The organism is Bradyrhizobium septentrionale, assembly GCF_011516645.4.
GTDB classification, from domain to species: Bacteria; Pseudomonadota; Alphaproteobacteria; order Rhizobiales; family Xanthobacteraceae; genus Bradyrhizobium; species Bradyrhizobium septentrionale.
Genome location: NZ_CP088285.1, coordinates 1,725,904 through 1,746,834, shown reverse-complemented (window position 1 = coordinate 1,746,834; position 20,931 = coordinate 1,725,904). Strand labels below are relative to the sequence as shown.

Here is a 20,931-nt window from a genome sequence, read left to right as displayed (position 1 = left end):
CGCCTGTGGTTATGGGTCCCGGGTCGCGCGGAGCCTGTCATCGGGCGCGCGTTCGCGCGACCCGTTGGCTTGCCCGGGACGACGGCGTTTATTTGGCGGCGTGACTACCCTTTCCAGCGCCACCCACGATCACACCCGCGGCCTTCTCGATCGGCTTGATCGCGGCGGTGAAATCCGACTCCGGTCCTTCTTCGCGGATGATCACCTCCCAGAGCCGGCCGACTGCTTCGGCGACCTCCATCGAAAGCCCGAGCGAGCGCATCTCCTCGACCGCGAGCCGCACGTCCTTCACCATCAACCCGGTGGCGAAGCCGAAGTCGAAGCTGCGCGGCAAGACCGAGCGCGGAAACTTGTCGCGGCTTGCGGTGTTCAGCCCCGAGCCCGCATTGATGACGTCGATCATCACGGCCGGATCGAGCCCGGACTTGACGCCCATCACCACCGCTTCCGAAGTTGCGACCATCGCGGTCGCCGACAGGAAGTTGTTGGCGAGCTTCATGGTCTGGCCGGAGCCCGGCTTGGTGCCGATGAAGAACACCTTGCCGATCACGCCGAGCGCGGATTTCACCAGCTCGAAATCGGCGCGCGGGCCCGACACCATCACCGCCAGCGTGCCCTTCTCGGCGCCGGAGACGCCGCCGGACACCGGGCTGTCGATCTGCTCGATGTTCTTTCTCGCCAGCAGGTCGTGGATCTTCACCGCCATCTGCGAGCCGACGGTGGAGAGATCGATGAAGCGCTTGACGCGCTTGCCCTCGATCACGCCGCCTGTGCCGGTCGCGACCTCGAGCGAGGCCTGCAGCGAGGGCAGGCTCGCCATCACGGTCTCGACGCGGTCGGCGATGTCCCTCGGCGAGGTTGCAGCCGCGGCGCCGAGCGCGACCAGCTTGTCGAGCGCATCCTTGCTTGTGTCGAACACGGTGAGCTTGTGGCCGGCCTCGATCAGCCGGCGCGCCATCGGGAAGCCCATCTTCCCGAGGCCGATGAATCCGATTTCCATGGTGTTTCCTTTTCTTCGTTATTGCGAGGTGAGCGAAGCAAGATGTCCCCAGCCTCGGTGTCGTCCTGCGAAAGCCAGGACCCATTACCCCAGGGAGAGACATTGCGGCGATATGGGCCTGCAGTCTTCGCCATCACAGCCGCCGGCGGTTATGGGTCCCGGCTTTCGCCGGGACGACGATGCGGAGGCAGCAGCGGCTCACGCCTTGTGGTCGAGTTCGGCGAACACCTCGCGCGCGATGCGGAAGCTGTCGACGCCGGCGGGAATGCCGGCATAGATCGAGACCTGCATGAAGATCTCGCGGATCTCGTCGCGGGACACGCCGTTGGTCAGCGCGCCCTTGATATGCGCCTTCAATTCGTGCGGCCGGTTCAGGATCGAGATCATGGCGAGGTTGAGCATGCTGCGGGTCTTGCGCGGCAGCTCCTCGCGGCCCCAGACCGCGCCCCAGCAATATTCGGTGACCAGTTCCTGGAACGGCTTGTTGAAGCTGTCCGAATTCTTCAGCGCATTGTTGACATAGGCCTCGCCGAGCACCGCCTTGCGGATTTCGAGCCCCTTGTCGTGTGTTTTTTGGTCCATATCGTTTCCTCATGCGTTAAGGCGTTGGTTCGGGCCGGGAAGTTACGGGGTCGAGCCGCCGCAGTCACGCCTTCGTGTTATGCGTATTTCCCGGTGTGGGTTACGCCCCGGAACGGGTGCCTCAAAGCCGCCGCTGTGCTAGGCTGACCTGCCGGCTACCCCGGAGATTTTATTGAGCGGAGCCAACATCGACCCGTCCGACAACGCCTCACGCGCCGTCCGCGACAGCGATGCGATCGCGCGGCTGAAACTGACCGAGGCGCTGCAGCGGGCAAGATTTGCGATTGCGTGGGAACGGTCGTGGCCGCATCTGGCGCGGTTCCTGACGGTCGTGGGTCTGTTCCTGGTCGCGTCCTGGGCCGGGCTGTGGCTGGTGCTGCCGTTTGTCGCACGCGTCGCCGGCGCCGGCCTGTTCGCGATTGCAGCCCTCGCGATGCTGTTGCCGCTGCTGCGCTTCCGCTGGCCGAGCCGGGAAGAGGGCCTGAGCCGGCTCGACCGCGGCGCCGGCATCCGCCATCGCCCGGCGACCACGCTCTCCGATACGCTCACCAACAAGGATCCGTTCGCGCTGGCGCTGTGGCAGGCGCAGCGCGAGCGTACGCTGGCCTCGATCAAGCGCATCCGCGCCGGGCTGCCGCGGCCGCGCGTCTCGCTGCATGACCCCTGGGCGCTGCGCGCGCTGGTCATCGTGATGCTGGTCGCAACCTATGTCGCGGCCGGCGACGAGCGCGGCCTGCGGGTCGCCTCCGCGTTCGACTGGAACGGCATCATGGCGCCGCCCAATGTCCGGGTCGATGCCTGGGTAACGCCGCCGAACTACACCGGCAAGCCGCCGATCATCCTGTCGAACGCCAACAAGGACGCCGCCGCGGCCGACAATGCCCCGCTCGCGGTTCCGGCCGGCAGCACGCTTTTGGTGCGCTCCAGCGGCGGCACCATCGACGTCGTCGTCGGTGGCGGCCTCACCGAGGTCGCGCCCGAAGGGCAGGCGCCCAAGGGCACCAACGAGCGGCACTTCAAGATCGCCGCCGACGGCACCGCGCATGTCCGCGCGCCGGCCGGCCAGCCGCAGTGGAAATTCACCGCGACGCCGGACCGCCCGCCGTCGATCGCGCTCGCCAAGGATCCGGAGCGGCAGGCGCGCGGTTCGCTGCAGATGTCCTACCGGCTCGAGGACGATTACGGCGTCAGCGAAGCACGCGCGCAGTTCGCGGCGCGGCTAGGCGATGCGCCCAAGGATTCTGCTAAGGATGCTGCCAAGGATGCCGACGGCAAGGCGGCGCAGCCGCGTCCACTGTTCGAGCCGCCGCAATTCGCGCTGGTGCTGCCCAACGCGCGCACCCGCAACGGCGTCGGCCAGACCGTCAAGGACCTCAGCGAAGACCCCTATGCCGGCGCCGACGTCACGCTGACGCTGACGGCCAAGGACGAGGCCGGCAATGAGGGCAAGAGCGAGCCGTTCAACATGCGGCTGCCGGAGCGCCTGTTCACCAAGCCGCTGGCGCGCGCGCTGATCGAGCAGCGCCGCATCCTGGCGCTCGATGCCAACCAGAACGGCCAGGTGTTCGCCGCACTCGAGGCGCTGTTGATCGCGCCGGAAATGTTCATGCCGGAGACCGGCTATTATCTCGGCCTCCATACCGTCAGCCGCCAGCTCGAGGCGGCACGCACCGACGACCAGCTGCGTGGGGTCGTGGCCAGCCTGTGGGCGCTCGCCGTCACCATCGAGGACGGCAACATCTCCGACGTCGACAAGGCGCTGCGCGCGGCGCAGGACGCGCTCAAGCAGGCGCTGGACCGCGGCGCGACCGACGAGGAGATCAAGAAGCTCACCGACAATCTGCGCGCGGCGTTGGACAACTTCCTGCGCCAGCTCGCCGAGCAGTTCCGCAACAATCCGCAGCAGCTCGCCCGGCCGCTCGATCCCAACGCCAAGGTGTTGAGCCAGCAGGATCTCAAGAACATGCTCGACCGCATGGAGCGGCTGTCGCGTTCCGGCGACAAGGATGCGGCACGGCAGCTGCTCGAGCAGATGCAGCAGATGCTGGAAAATCTGCAGATGGCGCAGCCCAATCAGGGCGACGACGACATGCAGCAGTCGCTCAACGAACTCGGCGACATGATCCGCAAGCAGCAGCAGCTGCGCGACAAGACCTTCAAGCAGGGCCAGGATTCCCGCCGCGACCGCATGCGCGGCAAGCAGGGTGAGCAGTCGATGGGCGACCTGCAGCAGGATCAGCAGGCGCTGCGCGACCGGCTGAAGAAGCTGCAGGAAGAGCTCGCCAAGCGCGGCATGGGTCCGGATCAGCGCGGCCAGAAGGGCCAGGGTCAGAAGGGCGACCAGGCCCAGCAGGGCGACCAAGGCGATCAGGGCGATGACGGCGACGGGCTCGACCAGGCCGACTCCGCGATGGGCGATGCCTCCGGCCGGCTCGGCGAGGGCAATGCCGACGGCGCGGTGGATTCGCAGGGACGTGCGCTGGATGCGTTGCGCAAGGGCGCGCAGAGCCTTGCCGACGCGATGCAGCAGGGCGATGGCGACCAGCCCGGCGACGGCCCCGGCAACCGCGCCGGCCGCCAGCAGAGCGGCGGCAACCAGACCGATCCGCTCGGCCGTCCGCTGCACGGCCGCGAATTCGGCGACGACTACACGGTGAAGATCCCCGGCGAGATCGACGTCCAGCGCGTCCGCCGCATCCTCGAAGAGCTGCGCCGCCGCCTCGCCGATCCGTCACGGCCGCAGCTCGAGCTCGACTACATCGAGCGCTTGCTGAAGGATTACTAGTCTCTCCGCACTTTCCACTGTCATCGCTCGGCTTGCCGCCTTCGCGACAGGCTTCGGCGCGCCCAAGGCCGTTGGCCTCGTCGGAGCCTTGGCGCGAGGACGGGACCGGAATCCAGTAATCCAGAGAGGTTTATGCGAAGCGTTTCGCGTTCCAATTGGCGCGGATCGGCTCCGAGCGTCGTCCACTCGTTCGCACAATTTCTCTAAAATTGTCGGGTTCCCGTTGGTGCGCATTTAAGTCGCTTGCGTCACGCTGCTCGGGAAAAAGTGGCAAGCGTCTCAGGAGATCATATGAGGCACTGCAGCTGTTCATTCATTGCACCGTTGTGCCGGCCTTGGGTCCACGCTCGTCGTGACGAGCAGGGGGCCGGCTGCTTTCAACAATTCCTTCAAGACCAGTCGGGCAGCTACATCATTATTTTTGCGCTGCTGATGCCGGTCCTGGTCGGCACGGCAGGGCTCGGCACCGAAGTGGGGTGGTGGTACTACAAGCACAAGAACATGCAGAGCGCGGCCGACTCCGGCGCTGTGAGCGCCGCAACAGCGGCCGGTGCAGGCGCCGATCTTTTGTCGGAAGCCAATGCCGTGACGGCAAACTACGGTTACGCGAACGCGGTGAACAACGTCACGGTTACGGTGAACCAGCCGCCGAAGGGCGGCAACTACACATCCAATCTGCAGGCCGTCGAGGTCGTCGTGAGCCAGCCGCAACAGCGGCTGCTATCAGCCTTGTTCGGCTCGGATCCTGTACGCGTCACCGCGCGCGCGGTCGCCCTGCCGAATTCCGGGACGGGCTGCGTCCTTGCCCTCAATGCGACCGCCAGTCCCGCGGTCAATGTGAGCGGCAGCAACCAGCTCAACCTGATCAAGTGCAACCTTTACAGCAACTCAAATGCGAGCCCATCGCTCAACGTCGCCGGCAGCGCGGCGGTGTCCGCGAATCAGGTCGGGGTCGTCGGCGACGTCTCCGGCGCGAGCAGCATCACGGCGACCAACGGCATCAAGACGCACATAAAGCCGGTGGCCGACCCGTATGCGAACGTCTCGCCTCCGTCAGAGCCGAGCTGCACGAACGCCAAGATTACGGTCAACGCCAATGGAAAAACGAATTCGCTCAGTCCCGGCTGCTACAAGGGCAACATTACGGTCAATGCCGGCGCAACCCTGAGCCTTGATCCGGGTATCTATTATCTGGACGGCGCCAATCTGAGCGTCGCCGGAAACGCCACGATCACGGGCAGCGGCGTGACCCTGGTTTTTACGGGGTCGGGAAGCAACTGGGGCACCGCTTCAATCGGTAGCAACGCGACCGTCGATCTGACGGCGCCGACCTCGGGCTCCACGAAAGGCATCGTCATGTATGGCGACCGCAACATGCCGGCCGGCACCGCCTTCAATCTTACGGGGGGCGCCACTCAGAACTTCGGCGGTGCCATCTACCTGCCGAAGGCCAACCTGAGCTTCGGTGGCGGAAACGGCACGAGTACATCCTGCACCAAGATCATCGCGGATACCTTGACGTTCACCGGCACGTCGAGCGTTCAGGTGAACTGCTCGGCGCTCGGCACCGCGATGATCGGCTCGCAAACCGCGCAACTCATCGAATGAGGTTGGCTCCGATGCAGATCCAGAGGTCCTTATCCAAGAGTCGTGGTCGATTGCTTTGTTCGCTCAAGCGGCACGTGCGCGCTGCCGGTCTCGACAGGCGTGGCGTCGCGGCCATCGAATTCGGCATCATGATCCCGGTGCTGTCCCTGATGGTCGTCTCGGTCACCGACATCGGGCTCGCACTCTTCCACAAGATGCAGGTCGAAAATGCCGCACAAGCGGGAGCGCAATACGCAATTGTGCGGGGCTTTGATACGACTGGCGTTTCCAACGCGGTAACAGCCGCAACGAATTCCACAGCCATCACCGCTTCGCCCAAGCCGATTCAGTTTTGCGGATGCCCAACGAGTGCGGGCGTTAGCACGGTCAGTTGCGGTGCGGTTTGCCCCAGTGGCGCGCAGGCCGGAACATACGCCATGGTCTCGGCGCAAGGGACCTACAATACGCTCATCAACTACCAGATTGTGGCGACCACATACACCTATAGCGCCCAGTCCACTGCGAGGCTGCAGTGACGCTCACCACGTTGTGGCAAGACAATCGAGGGGCCTCTGCGCTGGAGTTTGCCCTGACCGCTCCCGTGTTTTTCCTGTTCATATTCGGGATCATCGAATTTGGGCTGCTGTTTTGGACCCAGATCGGGCTTCAACATGGGACGGCAATGGCGGCGCGGTGCGCAACTGTCAACAGCACGCTCTGCCCGAACGGAAGCTCCATTACGAATTACGCTGCCCAGCAAGCATTCGGCCTCACGCTCCCAGCACAGACATTTACCTACTCGACGCCAGCGTGCGGCAACCAGGTCAGCGCGAGTTATGCATTTCAGTTTCCGCAGATTCTCAATCTGTCCCCGGTGACGCTGACTGCCCAGGCATGCTTTCCGAGCTGAGCTCGGATTTGAATGCACGCCTAGAGCTTCGGTTCTGATTGAAACAGAATCGAAGCTCTAGCTTGTTGTTTTGACGCCTATTCTTTACGCGAACCGGCGTCCACTTCGCTCGAAAACGCTCTAGCCGGCCTTCCGCGCCGCCAGCGCGTCCGCCACCGCAGTGCGGATATCCGCGACCGAGAACGGCTTCGTCACCACGTCATGCACGATAGCCTCGAGGCCTGAGGCGCGCTCGCGCTGATGGGCGAAGCCGGTCATCAGCAGGATCTTCAGCTCCGGGAAGTCGCGCGCCGCGGTCAGCGCCAGCGCGATGCCGTCCATCACCGGCATCTGTATGTCGGTGAGCAGGAGGTCGAACGCGCCTTCATCGCGGGTCAGCATTTCCAGCGCCTCGGCGCCGTCCTGCGCGGTCACGGTCTCGTGGCCGTCCATGGCGATGGCGCGCGCCACCAGCGAGCGCATCGAGTCTTCGTCGTCGGCGATCAGAACACGCGTCATGGTGATGGGTCGGTTTCCGAGAGTGTTTGCCGGCGGCTCAGGCGCGGCCGCCGGTGAGATCGTGCTTGTTGAAAAAGCGTACGTCGATATTGCGGCCTTCGGGCGGCGGCGAGGCGAGGCGCGACTTGAAGAAGGCGCGCTCGCCGGGATTGAGCACCGGCTGCTCCAGCACCGCATTCCAGGCATAGATTTCCGCGCCCTGCGCGTCGCGGACCGAGAAGCGCAGCCGCGGCAATTCGACCGGCTTCCTGGTTTGGCCGACGATCATGCCCTCGATCACCAGCACCGGCTTGCCGTCCACGGTCTCGTTGGTGATCTTGAGGTCCTTGAAGGCGAGCCCGCGCAGATTCACGTCGAGTCCGACCATCTTGTAGAACAGGGCGGTCTGCGGCAGCAGCCGCACCACGTCGTTGCGCCAGACGAACAGCGCGATGATCAGCGCGGCCATGGCGCCGCAGGTGGTCGGCAGGGCGCCGATCACGGGCATGAACGGAATTCGGGGCAGGGAGGGCAGCCGGAACAGGCGGGGAAGCCGCGGCAGGCGGAAGCGGCGCTTGGTTCCGGTCACCTCCTGGCCGTCGGCATGGGCAGCGGCATCCGCCGCGGCGACCGCCGGCCACTCGTTCCCTTCGGTGGGCAAATCGGCCGAAATCGAGGGGCTTTCGACCACCGGGGTCTCGTCAGCCTCCTCCCGGCCCATCGCGTCCCATTCGGCGGCGAGATCGGAGCCTGCGGACTGATGGGCCAAGGCGGGCGCCGTCACCCCGATGGCGTCCTCCGGCCGGGCCAGCCAGACCTCCCGGCAGCGGGAACAACGGACGCTGCGCCCGGCCTCCCCCAGGGTGGCCGGATTGATGGCATAGGATGTTGTACAATGCGGGCAAACGATATGCATGGAGCCGAATCTCCACCGTGTGGTATGCTCGGATGCTACTTAGCGACCGTTAACGAATCGGAAACCATAACCGACGCACAACCTTTCTGTGCGGTTCGCGGCCGGTCGGCCGGCAGTATGGGGTATTCGGCCATCGGCCCTCTCGAACGGAGCTAGCGCATTGGTTCGGTTCGAAAATGTCGGTTTGCGCTACGGGCTCGGCCCGGAGATTTTGCGCGACCTCTCGTTCATGATCCCGGCGCATTCGTTCCAGTTCCTGACCGGCCCGTCCGGCGCCGGAAAGACCTCGCTGCTGCGGCTGTTGTTTCTGTCGCTGCGGCCGACCCGCGGGCTCGTCAATCTGTTCGGCAAGGACGTCTCCCTGCTGAGCAAGGACCAGGTCGCCGACCTGCGCAAGCGGATCGGCATCGTGCTGCAGGATTTTCGCCTGCTCGACCACATGACGACCTACGAGAACGTCGCGCTGCCGTTCCGCGTGATGGGCCGCGACGAATCGAGCTATCGCCGCGAGGTGATCGACCTCCTGAAATGGGTCGGCCTCGGCGAGCGCATGGATGCGCTGCCGCCGATCCTGTCGGGCGGCGAGAAGCAGCGCGCGGCGATCGCGCGCGCGGTGATCTCGCGGCCGCAATTGCTGCTGGCGGACGAGCCGACCGGCAGCGTCGATCCGACGCTCGGGCGCCGCCTGTTGCGGCTGTTCATCGAGCTCAACAAATCGGGCACCGCTGTTATCATCGCGACCCACGACATCACGCTGATGGATCAATACGAGGCGCGGCGGCTGGTGCTGCATCAGGGACGGCTGCACATCTATGAATAGGAGCGGCGACGAGAAAGTGTCGTTGGTCGATCTCGGGCGCGAACGCCCGCAGGTCCCGGCCACGGCGCGCAACATGTCGCCGATCGTGCCGCGCGCCTCGATCTCGGGCCGCGCGCTGGTCGCGGTGGTCGCGATCATGACCTTCCTCGCCTCGCTGACGACCGGCACCGTTCTCTTGGTCAGTGCATCCGCGGCCGAATGGCAGTCCGAAGTGTCGAGCGAGATCACCATCCAGGTGCGCCCCTCACCGGGCCGTGACCTCGATCGCGACGCGCAGGCCGCAGCGGAAGCGATGCGGGCGCAGTCCGGCATTCTCGAGGTCCGGCCGTTCAGCAAGGAGGAGTCCGCAAAACTGCTGGAGCCGTGGCTCGGCAGCGGGCTCTCGATCGAGGAGCTGCCGGTACCGCGCGTCATCGTGGCGCGGGTGCAGCCCGGCACCACGCTCGATCTCGCCGCGCTGCGCGCGCGGGTGACGCAGGTGGCGCCGACCGCAAGCGTCGACGATCACCGCGCCTGGATCGAGCGCATGCGCTCGATGACCGGCGCCACCGTGTTTGCCGGCGTCGGCATCCTCATCCTCGTGATCATCGCCACCATCATCTCGGTGTCGTTTGCGACCCGCGGCGCGATGGCGTCCAACCGTCCGATCGTCGAGGTGCTGCATTTCGTCGGCGCCGGCGACAGCTACATCGCCAACCGCTTCCTGCGGCATTTCCTCCGGCTCGGCCTTGAAGGCGGGTTGATCGGCGGCGGTGCGGCGATGCTGGCGTTTGGCTTCTCCGAGTCGATCGCCAACTGGTTCTCCGGCACGCCGGTGGGCGACCAGTTCGCGGCGCTGCTCGGCACGTTCTCGCTGCGCCCGTCGGGCTATCTGGTGCTGGCGATGCAGGCGGTGCTGATCGCGGCGATCACCGCCTGGGCGTCGCGGCGCACCTTGTTCGCCACGCTCGACGACATCGACTGACGGCGCACGACGGCGCAACCATGAGGCCAGTCGCGTGATCGCATTTCGCCGCCAGAGTGTGATCCCGCGCGTATTCGCGCAGCCGTCGTCACGGCAAAACCGGGTTTCCACTTTTCCGGTTCATGCATTAAAATCGCCCGGGGGGAAGGGTAACCGCATCACATGAGTTTGCAGTCCGACGATACGTCGCCGAATGGCCATGCCGCGCGCCCGCGCGGCTGGCTGCGCGCCGTCATCGTCGCGCCGCTGGCGTTCGGCTTCGTTGCCGCGGCGGTGGGCTTTGTCGGCTTCCTCTCGCAATTGCGCGGCGTCGAGAGCGATCCGCCGCGCAATGCCGACGGCATCGTGGTGCTGACCGGCGGCTCGTCGCGGGTGTCGGACGCGATGGAGCTGCTCGCCGCGGGCTACGGCAAGCGACTGTTGATCTCGGGTGTGCATCCGACCAACGACGCCGGTGACATCTCCCGCTCGGTGCCCGACAGTCGGGGGCTGATGAGCTGCTGCGTCGATCTCGACCGCTCGGCGGTCAACACCCGCAGCAATGCGGCGGAGACGCGGCGCTGGGCGCGCGAGCGCGGCTTCAAATCGCTGATCGTGGTGACCTCGAACTACCACATGCCGCGCGCGATCGTGGAACTGTCACATGCAATGCCCGACGTCACGCTGATCCCGTTCGCGGTCGTTGGCGACAAATGGCGCGACGAACCGTGGTGGACCAGTGGCGGAACCGTCCGTCTCTTGCTATCGGAGTACGCCAAATATGTCGCCGCGGAGGTCCGGGTGCGGCTCGCCGATGTCGGCCTCGACCTGACCTCCGATCTCGCCGAGCCGGCAGCCGCACCGCGCCGCCCGGCGACGGCGCAGGCGAATTAGGACCAGGCATGATCCGGAAAAGTGCGAAGCGGTTTTCCCTCGCGACAAACGCGGAACGCGTTTGCGCGGAGATCATGCTCAAACAAGGACTGAAATGATCTTCCTGCGCTCGCTGATCTTCAACGTGCTGTTCTATCTGGTGCTGGTGGTGCTCTGCATCATCGCGCTGCCGGCGCTGCTGCTGCCGCGCGGCGCGATGATGGCACTCGAAGGCGCCTGGGCCAGCATCAGCCTGTTCCTGATGCGCGTGGTCTGCAACATCAAGATCGAGTTTCGCGGCGTCGAGAAGATTCCGAAGGGACCGCTGGTGATCGCCTCGAAGCACCAGTCGTTCTGGGAGACGTTTGCGCTGGTGCGCTTCTTCGACCATCCGCTGTTCATCCTCAAGCGCGAGCTGATGATGATTCCGGTGTTCGGCTGGTACCTCAAGAAGGTCGGCATGATCTCGGTGGAGCGCGGCGGCGGCCCGCGCTCGCTGATCAAGACGCTGAAGCGCGCGGCGGCCGAGGTGAAGCTCGGCCGTCAGCTCGTGATCTTCCCGGAGGGCACGCGCACCGCGCCTGGGGCTGTGCCGAACTACAAGGCCGGCGTCGCGCAGATCTATGCCGAGAGCGGCGTGCCGTGCCTGCCGGTCGCGCTCAATTCCGGGCTGTTCTGGCCGCGACGCACCTTCATGCGCTATCCCGGCACGCTGGTGGTCGAATTCCTCGATCCGCTGCCGCCGGGATTGCCGCGCGACGAGTTCATGACCCGCCTGCGCGACCAGATCGAGACCGCCACCAGCCGCATCGTCGAAGCCGGCCGCGCCGAGCAGGCGCAATTGTTCGGCGGCGTGCCGAGCGAGGCGAAGGGTTAGCGCGGAGTTCTTCCCACAAACGGTCGTGCCCGAAGCCGTCGTCCCACGGCTGGATGGGCGCTCAATCTCCATCCCTATTGTTTCGGAAGATTGCCGGCCAACCGCCTTCTGCAACGATCGGTGGATCGCATCAACATTTTCCGAAACGTGAACGCGACAGTCGGAGATCTGTCACAGCAGTGTTGCGATCCGCCGCTTATGAGCAATCCATTTTGATCTTCAAAAAATGGGGGCTCTCCGATGTTCAAGACAATCTCCACACCACAGGCAATCGGCCGCGCAATTGTCCGGCGCCTGATCGCGGGGACGGCTCTCTCACCGGTGCTGTTCGCAGTCCATCCGGCCGTTTCCCAGACTGCTGGCAATCCGCACGAGTTGCTCGTCAGCGGCGCGCTCTACGCAGGCAAGCCGTCGACCGTCGCCGTGGGCCAGACCCTGCCGACCGGCGGAATTGCGGTGGCCGACGGCACCTATCCGACGGTGTTCAACAATGTGGCTGTTGATTCGAACTTCGGCGTGACTGCGCCGGTCGTGATCAAGAAGTATCATCTGGAAGGCGATCGCCTTCGCGAAATCGGCGCGCTGACCGTGCCGGCGGACGTGGCGGTGACAAGCTTCAGCTCCAAGTCAGAATTGTCGCTTCATTTGTCGCCCGACGGCAAGGCCGTGACATTCATGGGCTATGACGCTGCGGTGAACGAGCTGGACGTCTCCAACTCCAATTCGCCCAGCCATGTCGATCCCACCAATCCGGACACCAGCGTGCATGCACGCGTGGTCGCGGAGCTGGGCTTCGACGGATCACTGCACCGGACCAAGGTCAACGTTTATAGCGGCGACAATGGCCGCGGCGCGATCCGCGCCAACAAGGTCAATGGCACCCAGGCCGACCAGTATTTCACGGTCGGCAATGCCGGAAACGGCAGCGGCACCCAGCCGGTGCTGATCGTCAATGACACCGGCGTTCAACTCGCGACGCCGGGCAGCGATGGTTCTGACACCGTGGTTGGCGTGCAGCAGGGAACGCCCGGCAGCAAGAACGGCTTTCAGTTCGGCTTCTCCGTCGGCCAGCTCGGCTTTGCCGCGGACAAGTCCGGCAAAGACGACAATTTCCGCGGCCTCGCGATCTCTGACAACACGCTCTACGTAACCAAGGGCAGCGGAAGCAACGGCATCAACACCGTCTATCAGGTCGGCGCGCCGGGAGTGCTCCCGACCCGGGATACGGCCGCCGCGACGACGTTCGGCATTCTTCCGGGTTTCCCGAGCAATCCCGCGGTGAACTCCGGCGCGAACGGCTTCTATCCCTTCGGCATCTGGTTTGCCAATGCGACGACGCTTTATGTCGCCCAGGAAGGCGACGGCAACCTGGCCGACGCGGCAACGTCACCGACGGCGGGCCTTCAGAAATGGGTCTATGCGAACAGCAGCTGGAGCCTTGCTTACACGCTGCAGAAGGGGCTGAACCTCGGCACGGCCTATCATGTGAAGGGATATCCGACCGACCCGGCAACAGGCGGCCTGCGCAACATCACCGGCCGCGTGAACCGCAACGGCACCGCGACGATCTTCGCCGTGACGTCGACGGTGAGCAATTCGGTCGAGCCCGGCGCCGATCCGAATCTGGTGGTCGCCATCACGGACAAGGTGGCGGCGACGGCGCTTCCGGCGAATGAGGCCTTCGATGTCGTCGTGCCGCCGGCCTTCGGCATGGTCTATCGCGGCGTGTCGTTCGCTCCCGTCAATTGCGATGGTGATCATGGCCGGATGAAGGACCATGGCCGCGCCAATGACGACGGCAAGGACCCGCAGGACGATGTCTGCGGTCCGACCAGGATCGCGGCGGGTCACTGATCGTCTGCCGTGACGTGAGCCCGTGCCGGCTCCGTGTGCAAGGCGGGTGACGCGGCCGGCGTCACCCCCCGCGTCTCGCAAACCGTCATGCCCGGGCTTTTCCCGGGCATCCACGCCTTGGCTGCTTGCACCGCGGGATCTGTTGGTGTCGTCGGGGCGGGATTGGCAACCAGCCGGGTTCTGCTAGGCTGCAACAGTTCTTGTCATCAACAGCAACGCTGGTGAACGACGATGAAACTGGTTGCTGCGACGGCCGTCATCCTGATCTGGTCTTGCCTTCCGGCGACAGCGCAGCAACGCGCCGCCGCGCTCTACGCGCAACGCTGCGCGCAGTGCCACGACAGCGGCAACGCGGATAGTCGCGTGCCGAGCCGCGCCGCGCTGCAGGCAAAATCGTTCGACGAGGTTCTGGGTGCGATCACCACGGGCGCGATGGCATCCTTCGCGCAGGGGCTGACCGGTGACGAGCGCGCGGCGGTCGCCTCGCTCGTCACCGGCAAGGCCGCGTCGCATGCGTCGACCGGGAACGCAGGCCAATGCGCCCCGAGCGAGGCCGGCTTTCCGCAGCCGACCGATGGGCCAGGGTGGAACGGTTGGGGCGCGGATCTCAACAACAGCCGGTTTCAGCCGGCGGCAACGGCTGGCCTCACATCAGATGAAGTCCCTCGGTTACGTCTGAAATGGGCGTTCGGATTCCCGAACACGTCCACCGCCTTCGCTCAGCCGACCGTCGTCGGCGGCCTGCTGTTCGTCGGCGGCGGCGACCGCAAGGTCCACGCCCTCGACGCCAAAAGCGGATGCACCCGCTGGGTGTTTCCGACCGAGGCGGCGGTCCGCACCGCGATCAGTTTTGCCCCGCTGGACAACGGCCAGCCCGCGATCTTCTTTGGCGACGTGTTCGCCAACGTCTACGCCGTGAATGCTGCGACCGGCGCGCTGATCTGGAAGAGCAGGGTCGACGACCATCTGGCCGCCCGGATCACCGGCGCGCCCGTCTTCCATTCCGGCGTCGTCTATGTCGGGGTTTCGTCGATCGAGGAGGCCACGGGGTCGCGGCCGACCTACCAATGCTGCACGTTTCGCGGCAGCGTCGTTGCGTTGAAGGCCGAGACCGGCGCGCAGATCTGGAAGAGCTACACCATTCCTGAAACGCCGCATCCGACCAAGACGAACGCCATCGGCACCCAGCTGTTCGGTCCGGCCGGAGCGTCGGTCTGGTCCGCGCCGACGATCGACGTGCAACGCGGGGCGCTCTATGTCGCGACGTCGAACAGCTATGCCGATCCGGCGACCGATACCAGCGATGCCGTCCTCGCATTCGATCTGGCGACCGGCCGGATGCTTTGGCATCAGCAGGCCACGCCCAGGGACAGCTTCGTCGTTGCGTGTTTCGGCACCGACCAGTCGAACTGTCCTGACAGCCGCGGTCCCGATCATGATTTTGGACAATCGCCCATCCTGGTGAGCCTGCGTAGCGGGCAACGCGTGCTGGCGATCGGCCAGAAATCCGGCGTGGTCCATGCGCTGGATCCCGACAATGAGGGCAAGATCCTGTGGCAGACGCGGATCGGCCAGGGCGGCCCGTTGGGCGGGACCGAATGGGGCTCGGCTGCGGACCAGGACCGTATCTATGTCGCCAATTCGGACGTGCGGTTTCTAAGGGACGGCACGAGGCGTCTGAACTCAAGCGAAGGCGGCGGCCTGTTCGGGCTGGATCTCGCGACCGGGAAGATCACGATGCAGGTGGCGCCGGTGGCCTGCGGCGACCGCCCCCAGTGCAGCCCGGCGCTGTCGGCCGCGATCACCGTGATTCCCGGCGTCGTGTTCTCGGGCGGCGTGAGCGGCTTCTTGCGCGCCTATGCGACCGATGACGCACGGCTGCTTTGGGAGATCGACACCGCCCGCGACTACACTACGGTGAATGGCGTCTCGGCCCGTGGCGGTGCCATGGACGGACCGGGTCCGATCGTTGTGGATCACATGCTGTACGTCAATTCCGGCTACGCGCAGTGGAGCGGATTGCCCGGCAACGTTCTGCTGGCCTTCGAGGTCGGCAATCCCTGATGCGCCGGTGTGCCGCCGATCAGTTCGGTCCGGAGGCGGACACCACGCCCGGAACAGGAAAAGCCCGGCACATCTCGGTGCATTCTGACCTGAGGCGCGCGACGACCGTATCGTCTCCATTCGCCTGCAGCGCCGCCGCGATGAACCCGCCGATACGATGCATTTCGGCTTCTCCCATGCCGCGCGTGGTCGCCGCCGGTGTCCCAAGGCGAACGCCGCTCGGCCGCAGCGGCGGGCGCGGATCGTCCGGAATGACTTGCTTGTTCGTGGTGATGGCGATGGCATCGAGCACGTCCTCGGCCGCTCGCCCGTCCAGTCCGACGGATGCTGCCGTATCGACGACCATCATGTGATTGTCGGTCCCGTCGGTGACCAGCTTCATCCCGCGCTCCATCAGCGCGCCGGCAAGCGCCTTCGCGTTGCGCAAGACCTGCCGTGCGTAGGCCTGGAAATCCGCCGTCGCCGCCTTCCTGAGCGTCACGGCAATCCCCGCCACGACGTTCATGTGAGGTCCGCCCTGCAAACCGGGAAAGACCGAAGCATCGATCCGGCCGGCATGTTCCTTCCGGCACAGGATGATCCCGCCGCGGGGGCCGCGCAGCGACTTGTGGGATGTCGTCGTCATGACGTCGAAGCCGGCATCAAGCGGATTGCGCATGACGTCAGCGGCAACCAGTCCGCCATAATGGCTCACGTCAGCCATCGTCAGCGCGCCGACCTCGTCGGCAATGCTCTTGAACGCCGCATAGTCCAGGTCGCGCGGATAGGAGCTGTAGCCGCACAACACCATCTTCGGGCGCGCTTCACGCGCCATCGCGCGCAATGCGTCGAAATCGATCGCGCCGCCGTTTGACGGCGCCGTCTTGTAGCGAATGAAGTTGAACAGGCGCCCCATGTGGGACACCGGCGCGCCATGGGTGAGATGACCGCCATGGGACAGGTCCATGGCGAGAATGGTGTCGCCGGGATTCAGTAGGCCGAGATAAACGGCCTGATTCATCGGTGACCCGGAAAGCGGCTGAACGTTGGCGTGCCCGGCACGAAACAGCGAGCAGGCCCGCTGCCGCGCGAGGTTCTCGATGTTGTCCGTATACTGCTGGCCGCCGTAGTATCGGCGTCCCGGATATCCTTCCGAATATTCATTGGTGAAGACCGATCCGAGCAGTTCGAGCACCTCCGGGTAGGTGTAATTCTCGGACGGAATCAGTTCGACGCCGTCCTGCTGACGGCGCTCTTCGCCCGCAAGGGCGGCGGCGATCTCTTGATCGTTGATGGACAGTTCGTTGCGAAACGACGGCATGCTCGGGCTCCTCAACACGCTGTTTTTCCAGCAGATGGGTTGCCCAGGCGATCGGCGTCGTACCCTTTGCGCTTCACCGTGGTCAATTCCACGTTGGCTCGCCAGTCGCGCGAAAGGACGAATGAGCACGGAGACTCTTCGTAGAGCATAACTTAGCCGACCGGCGGACCTTTCGCAACGACCAGTTCAATGACCGCGAATAAGGGCGATGCCACTTTCGCGGCCGACGCCGGCAGGCATCATGCCGCCGAACGGCATCATATAGCTGAAGGCGCGCAAGGTGTTCACCCGCACGGTGCCGGCGAGCAGCTGCTTGTCAGAAGAGCCGATCATCGCGAACCAATGGGCCACCTTCTACACCGGCGGCTTTGCGTTTAAATTGCCGCTACGGAGGTGTATGATAGATCAGTCGTAAGTGCATTCAACAGCGAACCAAGCAATTGCTGATCAAGCGTCGAAAACTGATGACCGTTGGTCCGATCAAAACGGACAAAGGCGAAGACAGCGTCTTCGCCCATCCCTCGTTCTACGCTGAATTCGCACCGCGCGACGATCAGGCCGCCTTTGTGGACTCGATCTATATCCTGAAAGACCGGGGCCGGCTGACGGAAAGCCGGATATCGTTCGCTTCCCCGCTCAAGGAGCTTGCCTTCGTATTCCGGGAAGGCGATTCGGCCGGCAAAGTGGTCTTCAACGAGCCGAGCCTCAATTGCAGAAGAAAAGGAAGGGCGTTCTTCGGTTGGATCGTCGGCGTCAAGTTGAAACCGAATTGCCCGGGAACGCCGAGCGTCCACAATCCGACGATCGTCGCGTGTCGCGATGCGCTGGCGCGAATCGTCCGGGACAGTCCATCGTGCTTTGACATCCTCGACAGCGTGGATCTGATGTTACTCGCGCTCGCGCGGAAGGCGAGGCCCCCCTCGATCCTGGGGTGCGACCCGCTGGATGCGCCGCATGGCCGGGTGAGCGACCTGGCGGGCCATATCGGTAAATCGGTCCGGACGCTGCAGAGGCGAGTGCGAACGTCGACCGGTTGCCCGCCCAAGCGTTTTCTTGCCGTGCAGCGGTTCCGTCGCTCGGTCTACGAAATCGCGGCGGGAGGCGATGGTCTGTCGGGGATTGCATCTGATCTCGGATTTTCCGATCAGGCCCACCTCACCAGAGAGTTTCGGCGACACGCCGGTGTCACGCCCGGGGCGTTCCGGCAGGCGTGGGGCAGGCCCCGTGCGCAGGCTGTCCGATTTCTTCAAGACGCCGAACGATCCTCGCGTCTAGTGATGGCGGTGTGGCCACTCGGGACCACGACCGAATCCGGTTGAGCAGGTTCGCCCTTCACGCTGGCAGGTCGCGGGCCGTCGCCTCGATCCATCGTCAGACGCGGGCAGCTCAGAATGATCATCGACGCCTGGATGCAGCATCCGAATCCCGCTTGGATCGGGGATCCGATGTTCGAGTCGTTGCGTCGGTGGAGACCCGGCAAATGGTCGGAAACGGCGCCCCCTATCGGAGACACGCTTGCCGAGATGGATCGTGCAGGCGTTTCTATGGGCATGCTCTGTGGCTGGCACGGTCCGGGCGGGCCGATGATCAGTAACGACGAGGTCGCCCAACACTGCCAGGCTCACCCTGACCGCTTCGTTGGAATCGCTTCGGTCGATCTCTTCCGCCCGATGGACGCGGTACGAGAGTTGAGGCTGCGCGTGAAGAGAGACGGCTTTAAGGGACTACGTATTCTGCCCTGGGTGTGGGGGCTGCCGCCGGACGATCGCCGGTACTATCCTCTGTTCGCGGAGTGCTGCGAACTCGATATCCCGTTCTGCACGCAGGTCGGACACGCGGGGCCTCTGCGCGAATCCGAACCGGGGCGTCCCATTCCCTATCTCGATCGTGTCGCGCTCGAATTTCCCGAGCTTCGCATTCTCGGCGGCCATATCGGCGTCCCGTGGCTCGGCGAGATGTTATCGCTGGTCATGAAGTACCCGAACGTCTTCATCGACACATCGGCCTACAAGGTCAGCCGCTACCCGTCCGATCTCGTCGGGTATATGCGCGGCAACAAAAGGCATCGGGTTCTCTTCGGATCCAACCATCCCTTCTGGCCCGCAGGTGAGTGCCTCGCCGGTCTCGACGACCTCCAACTCGGCGTCGACGCCCGTTCGGCATTCTTGACCGACAACGCGTGGCGTCTGTTCAAGCTTGCCTGATCTTTCGCAACCATAGGATGACCGATGCCCTGGATCATTGAACGCAAGCACCCGCACGTTGCCGTAGTGACAATGAACACCAACAAGGTCAATGCGCAGAATCCGACCTTCTTCGCCGACCTTCACGCAGCCTTCGACCGCCTGGAAGCCGAGTTCGCCGATTGCGCCGTCGTGTTGACCGGATCTGGCGCGGTGTTCACGGCAGGTCTCGACTTCGATCATCACTTCCCGATGTTCGCGCGCCAATCAATCAAGGAGATCGATGCTTGGTTCGACGAATATCGTGCGACGAACCTCCGTCTCTTCACGTATCCGAGGCCGACGGTAGCTGCGATCAACGGCCATGCCTATGCAGGTGGATTCATCACTGCGATCGATTGCGATCACCGGATCGCCAGCGAAGGTCCGCTGCAGTTCGCGCTGAACGAGGTCCCCATCGGCATTCCGATGCCGGCTGTCTACTGCGAGATCATCAAGCATGCGATCGGTCCTCGATCGGCTTTCGAATTGACGCTGTTTGGTCAGGTCTACGATCTCGCCGCGGCGACGCGACTGGGCGTCGTCCAGCAGACGGTCGCGCCGGACAAGTTGCTCGATGCGGCCGTCGTTTGGGCGGCGTTGGTACCGCCGGATTGCTACACGGCCTACGCGTTTTCGAAGCGCGCGCTGCAGGCGACCACAATGACGGCGATCGATGCCGCCGCGCGGCTCGACCGGGACCTGCTGTCGCGCGCCATGTCGGATCTCGGAAGCATTCGCGCCCACACCCGACGCTACAAGGAACTGAAGGGCAGGGACGTCACCTGGCCGCTGCCTGGCTAGGCCGCCAACCAGATGCTTGCATTGCCGAGCACGGGCGGCAGGGTGATGCCGCACGATGACATTCAGGCGCAATTTTGCCGGTTCCGTTGAAACGTGTATCTTTGACCCTGAGCGTTGCCGTTCGTGCGAACGAGGGGGAGCCATGGATATCAACGGAAAAGTCGCATTGGTCACCGGCGGGTCGGGTGGAATTGGAGAGGCGATTACCAAGGCTCTCGCCGCCGCCGGTGCGGACGTTGCCGTTTCCTACGTAGCGGAAGCGGCGCGGGCGGGTGAATTGGTTGAGGCGCTGCGGATGGCTGGCCGGCGCAGCCATGCGGTCCAGCTTGATCAGCGGGATCCTCAATCGATCGATGCGTGCGTCAAAGCCGTGGCCGGCCATTTTGGCCGGATCGATATTCTGATCAACAACGCCGCGTGGAACGTCGGCATCCCGTTCAAGGAGCTCGACGCGCTAACGCCGGAGATCTGGGATCGGATTCTTGAAACGAATCTTCGCGGACCATTTCTGCTCGCACGGGGTTTTGCCTCTGAACTTCGGCGGCACAAGGCAGGTCGCATTGTCAATATCGCGTCAATTGCCGGGGTTGCACCAGGTGGCAGCAGTATCGCTTACGCGGTCAGCAAGGCGGCATTGATCCATCTTACGCATTGCCTGGCAGTTACATTGTCGCCCGAAGTGACCGTCAACTGTGTCGCCCCCGGCTTGGTCGAAGGAACGCGCATGGCCGAGCGCGTGCCCGAAGCAATGCGGCAGATGGCGCGCGCCCAGTCAGTGCTTGGACGAACCGGAAGCGTCGATGACATTGCCCAGCTCGTGGTGGCTTACTGCCGAATGGACAGCGTGACGGGACAAACGATTGTCGTGGACGGCGGAAATCCGATGGCTATGCATTAGCTTTCCTGAGGTGTTCGGA

General features: G+C 64.4%; 20 protein-coding genes and 1 riboswitch. Of the genes, 14 read left to right on the top strand and 6 right to left on the bottom strand.

Going from position 1 to position 20,931, the window contains the following annotated elements; genetic code table 11:
- Nucleotides 1-88: 88 nt before the first annotated feature.
- Nucleotides 89-1,000, bottom strand: a complete 912-nt coding sequence (locus HAP48_RS10205) for an NAD(P)-dependent oxidoreductase (protein ID WP_166213881.1) — start codon at nucleotides 998-1,000, stop codon at nucleotides 89-91.
- Between the two features lie 198 nt (nucleotides 1,001-1,198).
- Entirely contained in the window at nucleotides 1,199-1,582 is a 384-nt protein-coding gene (locus HAP48_RS10200) for a carboxymuconolactone decarboxylase family protein (RefSeq protein ID WP_166213882.1), read from the bottom strand.
- A gap of 172 nt (nucleotides 1,583-1,754) precedes the next feature.
- Here HAP48_RS10200 and HAP48_RS10195 point away from each other — a divergent pair, with 172 nt between their 5' ends.
- The 4 genes from HAP48_RS10195 (at nucleotide 1,755) to HAP48_RS10180 (ending at nucleotide 6,864) form a co-directional block, all read left to right on the top strand.
- Nucleotides 1,755-4,367 (top strand): TIGR02302 family protein, encoded by a 2,613-nt coding sequence (locus tag HAP48_RS10195; protein ID WP_175612342.1) that lies wholly within the window; start codon nucleotides 1,755-1,757, stop codon nucleotides 4,365-4,367.
- Nucleotides 4,368-4,610: 243 nt separating this feature from the next.
- A complete protein-coding gene (locus HAP48_RS10190) occupies nucleotides 4,611-5,975 on the top strand; it encodes a pilus assembly protein TadG-related protein (protein ID WP_224496998.1) in 1,365 nt (454 codons plus the stop codon).
- A gap of 11 nt (nucleotides 5,976-5,986) precedes the next feature.
- Nucleotides 5,987-6,490 carry a TadE/TadG family type IV pilus assembly protein gene (locus HAP48_RS10185; protein WP_210292823.1) on the top strand — a complete coding sequence of 168 codons (504 nt, stop codon included), beginning with the start codon at nucleotides 5,987-5,989 and terminating at the stop codon, nucleotides 6,488-6,490.
- Nucleotides 6,487-6,864: a TadE/TadG family type IV pilus assembly protein gene (locus HAP48_RS10180; protein WP_224496997.1), complete on the top strand. Its 378-nt coding sequence runs from the start codon at nucleotides 6,487-6,489 to the stop codon at nucleotides 6,862-6,864. The genes HAP48_RS10185 and HAP48_RS10180 overlap by 4 nt, the downstream gene beginning before the upstream one ends.
- A gap of 120 nt (nucleotides 6,865-6,984) precedes the next feature.
- On the opposite strand, the gene HAP48_RS10175 is transcribed toward HAP48_RS10180, so the two are convergent.
- Nucleotides 6,985-7,362 (bottom strand): response regulator, encoded by a 378-nt coding sequence (locus HAP48_RS10175; protein WP_166213883.1) that lies wholly within the window; start codon nucleotides 7,360-7,362, stop codon nucleotides 6,985-6,987.
- Nucleotides 7,363-7,399: 37 nt separating this feature from the next.
- A complete protein-coding gene (locus HAP48_RS10170) occupies nucleotides 7,400-8,257 on the bottom strand; it encodes an MJ0042-type zinc finger domain-containing protein (protein ID WP_166213884.1) in 858 nt (285 codons plus the stop codon).
- Between the two features lie 160 nt (nucleotides 8,258-8,417).
- On the opposite strand from HAP48_RS10170, the gene ftsE reads away from it, so the two are divergent.
- From ftsE to HAP48_RS10140, 6 genes are all read left to right on the top strand, one after another.
- Nucleotides 8,418-9,077 carry a cell division ATP-binding protein FtsE gene (ftsE, locus tag HAP48_RS10165; RefSeq protein WP_029079730.1) on the top strand — a complete coding sequence of 220 codons (660 nt, stop codon included), beginning with the start codon at nucleotides 8,418-8,420 and terminating at the stop codon, nucleotides 9,075-9,077.
- Nucleotides 9,070-10,041, top strand: coding sequence for a cell division protein FtsX (locus tag HAP48_RS10160; protein ID WP_166213885.1), 972 nt, complete (start codon nucleotides 9,070-9,072; stop codon nucleotides 10,039-10,041). Before ftsE ends, HAP48_RS10160 begins: the two co-directional genes overlap by 8 nt.
- 162 nt (nucleotides 10,042-10,203) lie before the next feature.
- Complete coding sequence (locus HAP48_RS10155) at nucleotides 10,204-10,914, top strand: YdcF family protein (RefSeq protein WP_166213886.1); 711 nt, start codon at nucleotides 10,204-10,206, stop codon at nucleotides 10,912-10,914.
- Nucleotides 10,915-11,008: 94 nt separating this feature from the next.
- On the top strand, nucleotides 11,009-11,770 hold the full coding sequence (locus HAP48_RS10150) for a lysophospholipid acyltransferase family protein (protein ID WP_166213887.1): 762 nt from the start codon (nucleotides 11,009-11,011) through the stop codon (nucleotides 11,768-11,770).
- Nucleotides 11,771-12,010: 240 nt separating this feature from the next.
- Nucleotides 12,011-13,624, top strand: a complete 1,614-nt coding sequence (locus HAP48_RS10145) for a hypothetical protein (protein ID WP_166213888.1) — start codon at nucleotides 12,011-12,013, stop codon at nucleotides 13,622-13,624.
- 231 nt (nucleotides 13,625-13,855) lie between these two features.
- Complete coding sequence (locus tag HAP48_RS10140) at nucleotides 13,856-15,688, top strand: outer membrane protein assembly factor BamB family protein (protein WP_166213889.1); 1,833 nt, start codon at nucleotides 13,856-13,858, stop codon at nucleotides 15,686-15,688.
- Between the two features lie 19 nt (nucleotides 15,689-15,707).
- On the opposite strand, the gene HAP48_RS10135 is transcribed toward HAP48_RS10140, so the two are convergent.
- Nucleotides 15,708-16,988 (bottom strand): serine hydroxymethyltransferase, encoded by a 1,281-nt coding sequence (locus tag HAP48_RS10135; RefSeq protein WP_166213890.1) that lies wholly within the window; start codon nucleotides 16,986-16,988, stop codon nucleotides 15,708-15,710.
- A 34-nt stretch (nucleotides 16,989-17,022) separates the two neighbouring features.
- A riboswitch (ZMP/ZTP riboswitch) is annotated at nucleotides 17,023-17,107 on the bottom strand.
- A 67-nt stretch (nucleotides 17,108-17,174) separates the two neighbouring features.
- Nucleotides 17,175-17,339, bottom strand: a complete 165-nt coding sequence (locus HAP48_RS10130; protein WP_166213891.1) for a hypothetical protein — start codon at nucleotides 17,337-17,339, stop codon at nucleotides 17,175-17,177.
- 89 nt (nucleotides 17,340-17,428) lie between these two features.
- On the opposite strand from HAP48_RS10130, the gene HAP48_RS10125 reads away from it, so the two are divergent.
- The 4 genes from HAP48_RS10125 (at nucleotide 17,429) to HAP48_RS10110 (ending at nucleotide 20,912) form a co-directional block, all read left to right on the top strand.
- The gene (locus HAP48_RS10125; RefSeq protein ID WP_166213892.1) at nucleotides 17,429-18,307 is read left to right on the top strand and encodes a helix-turn-helix domain-containing protein; all 879 of its coding nucleotides are present in this window, start codon (nucleotides 17,429-17,431) and stop codon (nucleotides 18,305-18,307) included.
- Between the two features lie 72 nt (nucleotides 18,308-18,379).
- The gene (locus tag HAP48_RS10120) at nucleotides 18,380-19,192 is read left to right on the top strand and encodes an amidohydrolase family protein (protein ID WP_166213893.1); all 813 of its coding nucleotides are present in this window, start codon (nucleotides 18,380-18,382) and stop codon (nucleotides 19,190-19,192) included.
- 24 nt (nucleotides 19,193-19,216) lie between these two features.
- Nucleotides 19,217-20,014 carry an enoyl-CoA hydratase/isomerase family protein gene (locus HAP48_RS10115; protein ID WP_166213894.1) on the top strand — a complete coding sequence of 266 codons (798 nt, stop codon included), beginning with the start codon at nucleotides 19,217-19,219 and terminating at the stop codon, nucleotides 20,012-20,014.
- Nucleotides 20,015-20,156: 142 nt separating this feature from the next.
- On the top strand, nucleotides 20,157-20,912 hold the full coding sequence (locus HAP48_RS10110) for an SDR family NAD(P)-dependent oxidoreductase (protein ID WP_166213895.1): 756 nt from the start codon (nucleotides 20,157-20,159) through the stop codon (nucleotides 20,910-20,912).
- Nucleotides 20,913-20,931 lie beyond the last annotated feature (19 nt).